This window comes from Microbacterium galbinum (assembly GCF_023101185.1).
Lineage (GTDB): Bacteria > Actinomycetota > Actinomycetes > Actinomycetales > Microbacteriaceae > Microbacterium > Microbacterium galbinum.
This window is the reverse complement of sequence record NZ_CP078077.1, coordinates 471268-484194: the sequence shown is the minus strand read 5'-3', so window position 1 is coordinate 484194 and position 12927 is coordinate 471268. Positions and strand designations below refer to the sequence as shown.

At 69.8% G+C, this 12927-nt stretch carries 11 protein-coding genes and 1 tRNA gene; 9 read left to right on the top strand and 3 right to left on the bottom strand.

The annotated features are described in order from the left end of the window. Window positions 1-61 precede the first annotated feature (61 nt). The 8 genes from KV396_RS02435 (at window position 62) to KV396_RS02400 (ending at window position 8247) form a co-directional block, all read left to right on the top strand. Window positions 62-1402, top strand: a complete 1341-nt coding sequence (locus KV396_RS02435) for a carbohydrate ABC transporter permease (RefSeq protein ID WP_247956715.1) — start codon at window positions 62-64, stop codon at window positions 1400-1402. Continuing rightward, window positions 1402-2373 carry a carbohydrate ABC transporter permease gene (locus KV396_RS02430; protein ID WP_247625107.1) on the top strand — a complete coding sequence of 324 codons (972 nt, stop codon included), beginning with the start codon at window positions 1402-1404 and terminating at the stop codon, window positions 2371-2373. Before KV396_RS02435 ends, KV396_RS02430 begins: the two co-directional genes overlap by 1 nt. 105 nt (window positions 2374-2478) lie before the next feature. After that, complete coding sequence (locus tag KV396_RS02425) at window positions 2479-3855, top strand: cystathionine beta-synthase (RefSeq protein WP_247956714.1); 1377 nt, start codon at window positions 2479-2481, stop codon at window positions 3853-3855. Window positions 3856-3910: 55 nt separating this feature from the next. Further along, entirely contained in the window at window positions 3911-5065 is a 1155-nt protein-coding gene (locus KV396_RS02420; protein WP_247634141.1) for a cystathionine gamma-synthase, read from the top strand. Window positions 5066-5232: 167 nt separating this feature from the next. Further along, window positions 5233-6603 (top strand): multidrug effflux MFS transporter, encoded by a 1371-nt coding sequence (locus KV396_RS02415; protein WP_247634142.1) that lies wholly within the window; start codon window positions 5233-5235, stop codon window positions 6601-6603. Window positions 6604-6655: 52 nt separating this feature from the next. Beyond that, a complete protein-coding gene (locus tag KV396_RS02410) occupies window positions 6656-7321 on the top strand; it encodes a phosphatase PAP2 family protein (RefSeq protein ID WP_247956713.1) in 666 nt (221 codons plus the stop codon). A 9-nt stretch (window positions 7322-7330) separates the two neighbouring features. After that, window positions 7331-7933 carry a GNAT family N-acetyltransferase gene (locus KV396_RS02405; RefSeq protein ID WP_247956712.1) on the top strand — a complete coding sequence of 201 codons (603 nt, stop codon included), beginning with the start codon at window positions 7331-7333 and terminating at the stop codon, window positions 7931-7933. 128 nt (window positions 7934-8061) lie between these two features. After that, window positions 8062-8247 (top strand): hypothetical protein, encoded by a 186-nt coding sequence (locus KV396_RS02400; protein WP_247634145.1) that lies wholly within the window; start codon window positions 8062-8064, stop codon window positions 8245-8247. Between the two features lie 100 nt (window positions 8248-8347). Here KV396_RS02400 and KV396_RS02395 read toward each other — a convergent pair. After that, window positions 8348-8435: transfer RNA gene (locus KV396_RS02395), tRNA-Ser, on the bottom strand. Window positions 8436-8500: 65 nt separating this feature from the next. On the opposite strand from KV396_RS02395, the gene trhO reads away from it, so the two are divergent. Continuing rightward, window positions 8501-9391: an oxygen-dependent tRNA uridine(34) hydroxylase TrhO gene (gene trhO / locus KV396_RS02390; protein ID WP_247956711.1), complete on the top strand. Its 891-nt coding sequence runs from the start codon at window positions 8501-8503 to the stop codon at window positions 9389-9391. A gap of 74 nt (window positions 9392-9465) precedes the next feature. Here trhO and KV396_RS02385 read toward each other — a convergent pair whose 3' ends face one another. Together KV396_RS02385 and KV396_RS02380 are read right to left on the bottom strand one after the other, a co-directional pair. Further along, complete coding sequence (locus tag KV396_RS02385) at window positions 9466-11748, bottom strand: transglutaminase family protein (RefSeq protein ID WP_247956710.1); 2283 nt, start codon at window positions 11746-11748, stop codon at window positions 9466-9468. Beyond that, window positions 11735-12925: a DUF58 domain-containing protein gene (locus tag KV396_RS02380; RefSeq protein ID WP_247634149.1), complete on the bottom strand. Its 1191-nt coding sequence runs from the start codon at window positions 12923-12925 to the stop codon at window positions 11735-11737. The genes KV396_RS02385 and KV396_RS02380 overlap by 14 nt, the downstream gene beginning before the upstream one ends. Window positions 12926-12927 lie beyond the last annotated feature (2 nt).

The following is a 12927-nucleotide window of genomic DNA, read 5'->3' as shown; positions in this document are numbered from 1 at the left end:
CCGGCCCCGCTCCTCCCATCCATTCGCCCGAGTACGCGGCAGTACTCAGAAGGGGACTCCCATGTCGCAAGCGACCATCGAGAAGTCCGTCGAAGCCGACGAACTTCCGGTGACGAGGCACGGCGCCGATCCGAAGGGGCGCGCGATCACGCGCGCCGTCCTCGCGATCGGCTTCGTCGTGCTCGTCGCCCTCGCCCTCCTGCTCGTCTTCACCACCTCCACCGAAGAGTCCGCCCGCACGACCATCGGGTTCTCGCTCAACAGCTTCTTCGTGGCCCTCGGCGGCATGCACCCGCTCGTGCAGATCCCCGTGATCCTCGCCGTCTTCGGCGTGGTGGTGGCCATCATCCTGGTGCTCATCGAGTTCGCCCCGCGCCCCGGTCGCGGCTACTTCATCATGCGGCTGGTCGCCTGCCTGGTGATCCCGGTGCTCGCCTTCCTGCTGCTGCGTCCGTACCAGAACGCCGTGCTCTACGTCGTGGCGATCGCCCTGCTGGTCGGCGCGCTGCTCTTCTTCGCGGACTTCCGCGCCCGCCAGGGAGCCGGCTACCTCTTCCAGCTCGTGCTCTTCATGGCACCCGCCTCGATCATGCTCATCCTGGGCCTGATCTACCCGGCGATCTCGACCATCTTCAAGTCGTTCTTCGACAAGACCGGCGCGAACTTCGTCGGCTTCGAGAACTACGTCTGGGTGTTCACGAACCCCGTCGGCACCTCCTCGGTGATCAACACGATCCTCTGGGCGCTCCTGGCCCCGACCGTCTCGGTGGTCATCGGTCTCGCCTACGCCGTGTTCATCGACCGGGCGCGTGGCGAGAAGATCCTCAAGGTTCTCGTGTTCATGCCCGTCGCGATCTCGTTCGTCGGCGCCGGCATCATCTGGAAGTTCATGTACGACGCGCGTCAGGGTGACCAGATCGGTCTCCTCAACGCGATCGTCACCGCGTTCGGCGGCGACCCCGTGCAGTGGCTCGCCATCAAGCCGGTGCTCAACACCCTGATGCTCCTCATCGTGTTCATCTGGACGCAGACGGGCTTCGCGATGGTGATCCTCTCCGCCGCGATCAAGGCCGTGCCGATCGAGCAGATGGAGGCCGCCGAACTCGACGGCACCAACGCCTGGCAGCGGTTCCGCAACGTCACCGTCCCCGGCATCCGCTCCTCGTTGATCGTGGTGCTCACCACGATCACGATCGCCTCGCTGAAGGTGTACGACATCGTCGCCGTCATGACCGGTGGTCGTGACGAGACGAGCGTGCTCGGATTCGAGATGGTCAACCAGCAGCAGAGGTTCCAGAGTTACGGGCACTCCTCGGCGCTGGCCGTCGTGCTGTTCCTGTTCGTGCTGCCCCTGATCGTCTACAACGCCCGATCGATGGCCAAGCAGAGGGAGATCCGCTGATGAGCGCCACACAACTCGTCGTCACGCCCGACAACCGCACCAAGCGGCAGGTCGCCCGTGACACGCGCAAGAACGAGGCGATCGCCCACAAGAAGCTGACGTCGAAGGGCGCGACGATCGCCGCCGCGATCATCGCCATCTTCTGGACGATCCCGACCTTCGGCCTCTTCGTCACCTCGTTCCGTCCCGGTGCCGACACGCAGAACTCGGGCTGGTGGACGGTCTTCACGAACCCCGAGTTCACGCTCGACAACTACGTGCAGGCCTGGAACTCGGGCGGCACCTCGACCACGCTCGCCTCGGCGTTCGTGAACTCGCTCGCGATCACCATCCCCGCGACGGTGTTCCCGATCGTGATGGCGGCACTCGCCGCGTACGCGTTCGCATGGATCGACTTCAAGGGTCGCAACATGCTGTTCGTGTTCGTCTTCGCGCTGCAGATCGTGCCGCTGCAGATGGCCCTCGTGCCGCTGCTGAGCCTGTTCTCGGACGGCCTGTCGATCAACGACGTGCCGATCTTCCCGGGCTTCGGTCTGAACGAGGTGCAGTACAGCTTCGCCCGCGTCTGGATCGCGCACGCGATCTTCGCGCTGCCGCTCGCGACGTTCATGCTGCACAACTTCATCTCGGAGATCCCCGGCGAGATCATCGAGGCGGCCCGTGTCGACGGTGCCGGTCACGGCCAGGTGTTCTTCCGGATCATCCTGCCGCTGGCCGCTCCCGCGATCGCGTCGTTCGGCATCTTCCAGTTCCTGTGGGTGTGGAACGACCTGCTCGTCGCGACGATCTTCGCCTCGCCGGGCGCGCTGCCGATCACTCAGGCCCTCAACTCGTTGTCGGGCACGTGGGGCAACAAGTGGTTCCTGCAGTCGGCGGGAACCTTCATCTCGATCATCATCCCGTTGATCGTGTTCTTCGCCCTCCAGCGCTTCTTCGTGCGCGGCCTGCTGGCCGGCGCGACCAAGGGCTGATGGCCGCCACTCGCCCCGGTTCCTGAGCGAGCGGAGCGAGACGAAGGACGGATGCCGTGGCGCAACACTTCTGCGCCACGGCATCCGTCGTTCTACGCTGAACCTATGAAGTACGCAGATTCGATCGTCGACCTTGTCGGCGACACGCCCCTCGTGAAGCTCCGTCACGTCACCGAGGGCGTCGCGTGCACGGTTCTCGTCAAGCTCGAGTACTTCAACCCCGGCGGCTCGTCGAAGGACCGCATCGCCTCGCGCATCATCGACGCGGCCGAGGCGGCGGGCCAGCTGAAGCCGGGTGGGACGATCGTCGAACCCACGAGCGGCAACACCGGTGTCGGACTCGCCCTGGTCGCCCAGCAGCGCGGGTACGCGTGCGTCTTCGTGGTGCCCGACAAGGTCGGCGACGACAAGATCGACGTGCTGCGGGCCTACGGAGCCGAGGTCGTCGTGACGCCGACGTCGGTGCCGGCCGACAGCCCGGAGTCGTACTACAGCGTGAGCGATCGGCTCGCGCGCGAGATCCCCGGCGCGTTCAAGCCCAACCAGTACGAGAACCCCAACGGTCCCCGCAGCCACTACGAGACCACGGGCCCCGAGATCTGGCGCGACACCGACGGCACGGTCACGCACTTCGTCGCCGGCGTCGGCACGGGCGGAACCATCAGCGGCACGGGGCGCTACCTGCGCGAGGTGTCGGACGACCGCGTGCGCATCATCGGCATCGACCCCGAGGGCAGCGTCTACAGCGGCGGAACAGGGCGTCCGTACCTCGTCGAGGGTGTCGGCGAGGACATCTGGCCCGGATCGTACGATCCGGCGGTGCCGCACGAGATCGTCGCGGTGGGCGATGCGGAGTCGTTCGCGATGACGCGCCGTCTCGCCCGCGAGGAGGGCATCCTCGTCGGCGGGTCGAGCGGCATGGCCGTCGTCGGCGCGTTGCGCATCGCCAAGGACCTGCCCGCGGATGCCGTGATGGTCGTGCTCCTGCCCGACGGCGGTCGCGGTTACCTCGGCAAGATCTTCAACGACGGCTGGATGCGCTCTTACGGGTTCAGCGAGGTGGAGGAGGGCGAGACCGTCTCCGACGTGATCGCAGCCCGTGCCGCGCGCCAGGGCGAGGCGATCCCGGATCTCGTGCACGCGCACCCGACCGACACGGTGCTCGAGGCGATCGGCATGATGACCGAGTACGACGTCTCGCAGCTCGTCGTGCTCAGCGCCGAGCCGCCCGTCATGATGGGCGAGGTCGTGGGCACGGTCGACGAGAAGGGTCTGCTCGACCTGCTGTTCCGCGGCGACGCCAACCCGGCAGACGCCGTGGGCGATCACGTGGGGGAGCGGCTGCCGCTCATCGGCATCCACGCGTCCGTCGCGCAGGCGCGTGCAGCGCTCGCCGACGCCGATGCGCTGCTGGTCACCGAGGGTGGCAAGCCGCACACCGTCCTGACCCGGCAGGACCTGCTCGCGTACCTCTCGAAGTGACGCGCGACGTAACAGGATCGCCGCCGCTCCGGAGCCCGCACGTAGGCTGAGGGGCATGTCCGAGCACTCCTTCGCCACCCGAGCCATCCACGCAGGTCAGGAACCCGATCCCCGCACCGGTGCGATCATCCCGCCGATCTACCAGGCCTCCACGCACGTGCAGGACGGCATCGGCGGCTTCCGCGAGGGCTACGAGTACAACCGCGCGGGCAACCCCACCCGGTCGTCGCTCGAGACCCAGCTCGCCGCCCTCGAGGGCGGCGCCTCGGCGCTGTCGTTCGCCTCGGGGCTCGCCGCCGAAGATGCGCTGCTGCGCGGCATCCTGAAGCCGGGCGACCACGTCGTGCTCGGCAACGACGTCTACGGCGGCACCTACCGCCTGCTCACCCGCGTGCTCGCGCCGTGGGGCATCGAGACCACCACGGTCGAGCTCGGCGACCTCGACGAGGTGCGCGCGGCGATCCGCCCCGAGACCAAGATCGTCTGGCTCGAGACGCCCAGCAACCCGCTGCTCAAGATCGTCGACATCGCGGTCGTCGCGGAGGTCGCGCACGCGGCCGGCGCCGTCGTCGTGGTCGACAACACGTTCGCCTCGCCGGCGCTGCAGCAGCCGCTCGCGCTCGGCGCCGACCTGGTCGTGCACTCGACCACCAAGTACCTCGGTGGGCACTCCGACGTGCTGGGCGGCGCGGTGGTGTTCGGCGACGACACCCACTTCGACGCGATCAAGTTCCAGCAGTTCGCCGTGGGGGCCGTGTCGGCCCCGCTCGACGCCTGGCTCACCACTCGCGGCATCAAGACCCTCGCGGTGCGCGTGCGGCAGCACTCCGAGAACGCTCAGGCGATCGCCGAGTGGGCCGAGAGCCGTCCCGAGTTCGAGCGCGTCTTCTACCCGGGTCTCGCTTCGCACCCGGGCCATGACATCGCGGCCCGCCAGATGAGCGGCTTCGGCGGCATGCTGTCGCTCGCCCTCGCCGCGGGCCCCGACGCAGCCAAGGCGTTCGCGGAGTCGACGGAGATCTTCCAGCTCGCGGAGTCGCTCGGCGGCGTCGAGTCGCTGATCGGCTACCCGCCGGACATGACGCACGCCTCGGTGCGCGGTACCGCGCTCGCGGTTCCGGAGAACGTCGTGCGCCTGTCGGTCGGCATCGAGGACGTGCGCGACCTGATCGCCGACCTCGAGCAGGGGCTCGCCCGCATCGGTTCCTGACGCGGGGCGTCGGAGCGCGAGACACCACATCCCTCGCGAGACACCGCGGGGGCCATGGTGTCTCGTCGCGGATGTGGTGTCTCGGCACGCCTGCGGCGGGCGTGCCCGTAGAATGGGTGGCTGGGTCGAATCGATTCGACCGTCCGCCCCCGCTCCGAAAGGCCGTCGTGCCCGACGCTCCTCGCACCGACTCCGTCCCGACGATCCCCGCACACGCCGCGCCCGAACGCACCGCGACCGGCAGCATCCGCATCCCCGCCGCGACGGGAGCGATCCGCACGCTCGGGTCCAACCCGACCACGGCGCCGATCATGCTGCACCCGGGAGACTCGATCTCGAACGGCCGACGCGCGCTGTACATCATCCTCCTCGGAGCGCTCACTGCCCTCGGGCCGTTCACGATCGACCTCTACCTCCCGGCCTTCCCGGTGCTCGAAGAGGACTTCCAGACGACCGCCGCGGCGATCCAGCTCACGCTGACCGGAACCATGATCGGCTTCGCGGTGGGGCAGCTGCTCGTCGGTCCGCTCAGCGACAAGATCGGCCGACGACTCCCGCTCATCATCGTGACGGCGCTGCACGTGCTCGCGAGCCTCGCCGCCGCGTTCGCGCCCACGCTCGAGCTGCTCAGCGCCTCGCGCGTGCTCATGGGCATGGGCGCCGCGGCCGGCGGTGTGGTCGCGATGGCGATCGTGCGCGACCTGTTCGGCGGGCGCCGACTCGTGGTGATGCTCTCGCGCCTCGCGCTCGTCTCGGGCGTCGCGCCCGTCGTCGCCCCACTGATCGGTTCGTGGCTGCTGACGCTCATGCCCTGGCGCGGCATCTTCGGTGTGCTCGCGGCCTACGGCGTCGTGATGCTGATCTCGACCCTGATCTTCATCCCCGAGACCCTCCCCGCGGCCCGTCGTCAGGGCGGCGGCGCCACGGTGCTGCAGCGCTACCGCTCGGTGCTCTCCGACCGCGTGTTCCTCGGGGTGCTCGTGATCGGCGGCATGACCTTCTCGGGCCTCTTCTCGTACCTGTCGGCCTCGCCGTTCCTGTTCCAGCAGACGCATGGTCTCGACCCGCAGCAGTACGGTCTGCTCTTCGCCGTGAACTCGCTCGGCGTCGTCGTCGGCGTGCAGACCGCCTCGCGCCTCGCCGCGCGCTTCGGCCCGCAGTGGGTGCTCGCGTACTCGACCTCGGTGCTGCTGCTCGCGGGCACCGCGATCATCGTGACCGACCAGCTCGGACTCGGGCTGTGGGGCACCGTCATCCCGCTGTTCGTCTTCATGACCGCGTGCGGCTTCACGTTCCCGAACGTGCAGGTGCTGGCGCTCGACCGCCACGGGAAGGCGGCCGGGACCGCGGCCTCGATCCTCGGCGCGACGAACTTCGGCGTCGCCGGCCTCATCTCGCCGGTCGTCGGGTGGGTCTCTCACGACGCGGGCATCACGGCCACGACGATGGCCGCGGTGATGGCCGGGTGTGCGGCGATCGGCATCCTCGCGCTCTGGTTCGTCGTGCGCCCGCGCACCGTCGGCCTGCTCACTCCCTGACGCGGCGGGCGCACCTCCCGGGTTCCCAGGCGCGCTCCGACAGAATGGGGCGATGGACAGGCGGATGCTGGTGTGGTCGGGTGTCGGGTGCGTCGCGCTGACCTTCGCGCTGGGGGCGCTGATCACCCTCGGGGTCGCGCACCCGTTCGTGGTCGACGCCTGGTGGAACGACGTCGTGGTGTCGTTCCGCTCGGAGGGACTGGTCGCCTTCGCGCACGCCCTCGACACGGTCGGCGGCGGGTGGGTCGCGGTGTATCTCGTGCCGCTCGTCGTGATCATCTCGTTCCTGCTGGCACGCCGCTGGAGATCTGGCGTGTTCGCGGCGCTCGCGTTCCTCGCGAGCGCGGGAGCGGTGCAGCTGCTCAAGCACCTCTTCGGGCGCGCGCGGCCGGAGGACATGCTGGTGCTCAGCGACTACGGGTCGTTCCCCTCCGGGCACACTGCGAACGCCGCGACACTCGCTTTCGTCTTCGCCGTGCTGTTCCCGAATGTGTGGATCCGGATCGCGGGGGCGCTGTGGATCGCGCTGATGGCGCTGTCGCGCACCTTCCTCTCGGTGCACTGGGCGACCGACACGATCGGCGGCGCTCTGCTCGGGGCCGGGGTCGTGCTGCTGCTGGCGGCGTGGCTGCTGCCGTGGGTGCGGCGCCCCGGCGCGGCGGAACCGCCCGCCGATAGTCTGGACGACGCCCCACTCACCGACGCACCCACTCACTGAGGAGTCCCCGTGTCGAGCATCCGCCCGTACCGTCCGTCCGATCGCGCGTCGCTGTTCGATGTCTGCGTGCGCACCGCCGATGCGGGGGAGGACGCCACCGGTGTGTTCTCCGACGACGAGCTCTGGGGCCTGCTGTTCGCGGTGCCGTACGTCGAGCGCAACCCGAGCCTGGCGTGGGTCGTCGAATCGGACGACGGCCGCGTGATCGGGTACATCGTCGCGACCGATGACACGGATGCCTTCGAGCAGTGGTTCCGCGACGAATGGTGGCCGCGGTTCGCCGACCGCTTCCCGCAGCCCGCCGAGCCGCAGACGCGCGAGGAGAAGATGCTCGCGTACGCCTACGGTCGCCGGCCCGGCGCCGAGCCGAACGCCGCTGCGTACCCTGCTCATCTGCACATCGATCTGCTGCCGGAGACGCAGGGGCAGGGCCTCGGCCGCCGACTCATCGAGACGCTGTTCGACGAGCTCTCGCGTCGCGGCGTGAAGGGGCTGCACCTCGGGATGGATCCGGCGAACACCGGTGCCGCGGCCTTCTACGAGCGCCTCGGCATGACGCCGCTCCCGACCGCCCCGGGCGGGCAGAGCTACGGCGTGACGTTCGCGGGCTGAGGCTCTCCCCTCGAACGGGCGCGTGCGCGGAAGGTAGTGTCTCGCTGGCGTCCGGGCAGGTCAACGCCCTGTGGGGGGAGCGACGGCGCCCGTAACGTTCATGGTTCGCGACAGATCGGAGCTGGGCCATGAACGATTCGCACAACACGCAGGGAACCCCCGGGACGAATGACGACGCAGGCGCCGCATCCGGTGGCGCGTCGGAGAACGGAGCTTCGGAGCAGACCGGAGCCTCAGAGGAGACCGAGAAGATGCTCAGGGACGAGAGCACCGACGACGACGGAATGCCCCTCGAGAACCCGTCGGGCGGATGACGCGGGCGTCAGGCTGATCGCCACGGACGTCGTCGCGGTGGACACCCCGCACCTCGGAAACAAGAAGGCCCCGCACGAATGCGGAGCCTTCTTCGTCATCTGGCGGTGACGGCGGGATTCGAACCCGCGGTTGCTTGCACAACACACGCTTTCCAAGCGTGCTCCTTCGGCCGCTCGGACACGTCACCAGGGAACAACTTGTCCATCCTATCCGATGCGGCAGATGCTCCGTGACGCGGCGTACGATCTTGAGGTGGCAACCCCCAAGATCGTTCTCTTCTACGTCTTCACCCCGCTCGCCGACCCCGATGCGATCCGGGTGTGGCAGCGCGACCTCGGCGAGGCGCTGCGTCTGCGCGGACGGCTGCTGATCTCGGGCGACGGAGTGAACGGCACCCTCGGCGGCGATCTGCCCGCGCTCAAGAAATGGGCGCGCTCCTTCCGCTCGTACGCGCCCTTCAAGAACGCCGACATCAAGTGGAGCGAGGGCACCGGCGTCGATGCCGAGGGGCGCAGCCTCGACTTCCCGAAGCTGAGCGTGAAGGTGCGCGACGAGATCGTCTCGTTCGGCGCCCCGGGAGAGCTGAGGGTCGACGAGAACGGCGTCGTCGGCGGCGGCACCCGCCTGAGCCCGGAGGAGCTGCACGACCTGGTCGCCGAGCGTGGCGACGACGTCGTCTTCTTCGACGGCCGCAACGCGCTCGAGGCGCAGATCGGGCGTTTCCGTGGCGCGGTCGTTCCCGACACCGAGACCACCCGCGACTTCGTCAACCTGCTCGACTCGGGCGCCTACGACGACCTCAAGGGCAAGCCCGTCGTGACCTACTGCACCGGCGGCATCCGGTGCGAGGTGCTGTCGAGCCTCATGACCGCGCGCGGGTTCGGCGAGGTCTACCAGCTCGAGGGCGGGATCGTGCGCTACGGCGAGAAGTACGGCGACGACGGCCTGTGGGACGGCTCGCTGTACGTCTTCGACAAGCGCGGATCGATCGACTTCTCCGATCATGCGGCCGTGATCGGGGAGTGCGTCGGATGCGGTGCCGCGACCTCGCGCACCGCGAACTGCCCCGACCTCTCGTGCCGGACGCAGTTCGTCGTGTGCGAGGACTGCGACCGCGTTGCCTGCGCACAGCACGCAGCCTGACGTACCGCATCCACGGCCGGAACCGGTCGGAACCGGTCAGAATTGGTCGGAATAGGTCGGAACCGGTCGAGACCCTAGGTCGCGGCGAGCGTGTCGACTCCCCGGGCGACGAAGAGCGAGCGGGGCACCAGGAGTGCACGGGTGCGCGCCGGTGCATCGACGCTGCGCCGCAGATCGCGCAGCACGGTGCCCAGATCCGACGCGAGGTCGACGGCATCCGCTCCGGATCGGGCATAGGTCGCGCGTTCGACCGCATCGGCCAGGCGTCCGATCGCCGTCGCATCGACGCCGCGTTCGCGGATCAGCGCGGCCGCACGCATGCGCGGCGAATCGGCATCCGACGGCGGGATGCCGAGATCGACGAGTGTGCTCCGCACCTCGGTCCAGGCGGCGCCCGCATCGCCGTCGCGCGCGCGATCCCGGCGACGGGCGCGAACAAGGGTGCGGATCAACGCGGGGAGCAGCAGCACCACGACCGCACCGAGGATCACGAACATCACCGGCGTCGGGTCGACCGTGCGCAGCTCGCCCGAGGAGGAGCTGTTGTCGCCGGCATCCTGACGATCGACCTCGGGGGCCGTCGTCTGCTCGGCCTGTGGAGCCGTGGTCTCGGGAGTGCCCGACGGCGTGGTGCCCGATCCCGGGGAACCCGTGACCGCCGTGCGGAACTCGGTCGGCACCCCGAGCGAGGCCGTAGGCTCGAAGGGCACCCAGCCGATGCCCGGGAAGAGCACCTCAGGCCAGGAGTGCAGGCGATCGCTCGTGACGGAGTAGATCGACTCGTCGCCGCGCTTCTCGCCGGTGAGCGAACCGGGCAGGTACCCCACGACGATCCGGGTCTCCATGCCGAGGCTCTCGGCCATCAGGGCGAAGGCGCCGGCGAAGTGCACGCAGTACCCCGAGCGCACGTCGAGGAACCGGGCGACGGCCTCTGCGCCCGTGCCGTCGAAGTCCTCCTCGACCGGGGTGTCGAGCGAGTACGTGAAGTCGCTGCGGAACCAGTCCTGCAGGGCGAGCAGGCGGTCGTAGTCGGTACCCTCGTCTGCCGTGACCTCGCGGGCCAACTCGCCGACGATGTCGGGGATCTCGACATCATCGGTCTCTGCGGTGGACTCCGCCGCCGACACCGCGCGGATCTGCTCGAGCGTGGGGGTCACGCGCACCGAGGAGACGGTGTAGTCGGCGCCGACGGCATCCGCATTGCGCGAGACCAGCGTGCGGTTGTCGGGCATCACCCGCCAGGCGCGGGGCACGCCCTGGATGTCGGTCGCGGGGTAGGGGACGGGCAGCCACGAGCTCGACATCCGCAGGATGCGGATCGAGGTCGTCGTCTCCGTCACCTCGACGTCGGCACCCCACTCGGGGTCGCCGAATCCGTCGGCCTGCGACTGCAGGCCGCCTCGGTCGGGCTGCCACACCTCGCCGTCGAAGTCGGAGAGGGTCGTGAGCCGCAGATACGGCGCCGCGCCGCCCGCCGTCGCGACCGTCAGCACCTCGACGGGGTTGGGCTGGCGCAGATCGTCGCCGAGCCGCAGTGATGCGTCGACCGTGATGCCCGTTCCGGTGCCGGTGAGTCCGGCGGCGAGGGGCAGACCGGGTGCGATGGCGAGCGTCACGGCGATCGCCGCGGCGCCGATGCCCACCGCGACGGATGCCGAGGTGCGGCGCGGCGTCTGCGGATCGGCGCGCGTCGCGTAGCGCAGCTGCGCGAGGACGAAGAGGGCGAAGAGCACGAACCAGACCACGTTCGCGTCGCCGAGGGTGACGATCATCGGGACGGATCCGACGAGACCGACGAGGAGGATCGGGAGGATCGCCGCACGGGCCGCGGCCAGCTGATCGAGCAGCACCGCGACGATCGCGAAGCCGAGCGCCATCGTCGCGGCGAGCCCGCGCGAGGCGGCGAGCGGCGCGGACCCGACCGCGACCTCCTGCCAGGCCGCGCCCGTCAAGGCGCCGAACGTCGAGAGCGTGGCGGGTGACGGAATGATCCCGAAGAACGCCGAGTCGCCCGCCGTCACCTGGGTGACGAGCGCCATCGCGACCAGCAGTTGCACGAGGAGGGTGCCGACATCGCGCAGCCACGCGCGGCGGTAACGCAGCAGCACGCGCATCACGAGCCCGGTCAACGGGAGGAGCGTGACCGCCGCGACGACGGCGAACGACCAGGCGCCCGCCTCGATCACCGAGGTGAAGGGCCACATCGCGACGAGACCGCCGACCGCCGCGAGCACCGACGGGGCGAGGATCGCCGTGGGCGTCTCCTCGTCGCGGTGCCACGCGACTTTCGAGCGGGAGCGCGAGCGTGAGCGTGATCGTCGGGAGGCGCTGCCCGTCGCCTGCTCAGCCCGGAACATCGCCGACTCCGATCCGCTCCGGGAGGGCGTCCGCCCATGCCGCGGCGACGTCATCACCGAGCGGGGCGAACGACCAGCCGTTGCGCGTCGCCGCCTCGGCCGCACCCTGCTCGGGCCCGGTGGCGAGGAGGATGCCCGCGGCCGCGCCGGCGGTTCGCAACGATGCCGCGTCGTCCTCCGTCAGCCTGCCCGTGATGTAGACCAGAGGGCCGGGAGGAGCGCCGCCGATCAGCGTCGCCACGTCGCGGTGGTCGCCCCGCGGCGCGATCAGTGCCAGGGCGACGAGCAGCGCATCACGGTCGTCCTCGTGACCGCGCAGGGTGCCGAGCAGCACGCCCGCGCTGTCGATCACGTCGACGCCGTACCCTTCGTCGGCGAGATGCACGGCCGACGAGGCGCAGAGCGAGACCGCGGCCTCGAACGCGGCATCCGCGTCGTCCCCCGGTCGATCCCACCGCTCGGCGCTGCGGTCGAGCACGACGATCGCATCGGGGCTCGACTCCTCCTCTTCCTGTCGCACCATGAGCTGCCCGCGGTGCGCGGTCGCACGCCAGTGGATGCGGCGCATCGAGTCGCCCGGCAGGTAGAACCGGGGGGAGAGGTTGTCGGCGCCCTGGCCGAGGCGCGTCGACGACGTGTGGGCCGTGCCTCCGGCCGCGCCGACGCGCACGGCGAGGGGCTCGAGCGCGAAGACCTCGGGTACGACCGTGACGGTGCGCGTCTCGCCGAACTCCTGCTCGCGCTGCGCGAGGCCGAAGGGGTCGACGGTGCGCAGCACGAGCGGCCCGATCGGCCAGACACCGCGACGCACGCCCGTGATGCGGTACCCGAGCTGCCCGGACTGCGGCGGATACTCGCCGCCGGCGTCGCCGCTGACGGCGTCGGGCAGAACGTCGTGCCACAGCGCGTGCGGCACGCGCAGCGAGCGCAGGGCGAAGCGGATGCTGACGCGCGAGGTCTCCGACACCGTGAGCAGGTCGGTCGACACCTGTCGGGAGACGGTGCCCGTGCGGCGCGGGAGCCAGGCCATGAGCGCCGAGAAGCCGGTGAGGAGGGCGAGCAGGACTCCGATGTAGAGCAGGATCGGTGCGGCGACGAGGTTCGCTCCGATCACGCACAGCAGTGCCGCGACCAGCGCGCCCGCACCGCGGCGGGTCAGGGATCGGCGGCGTCGCATCG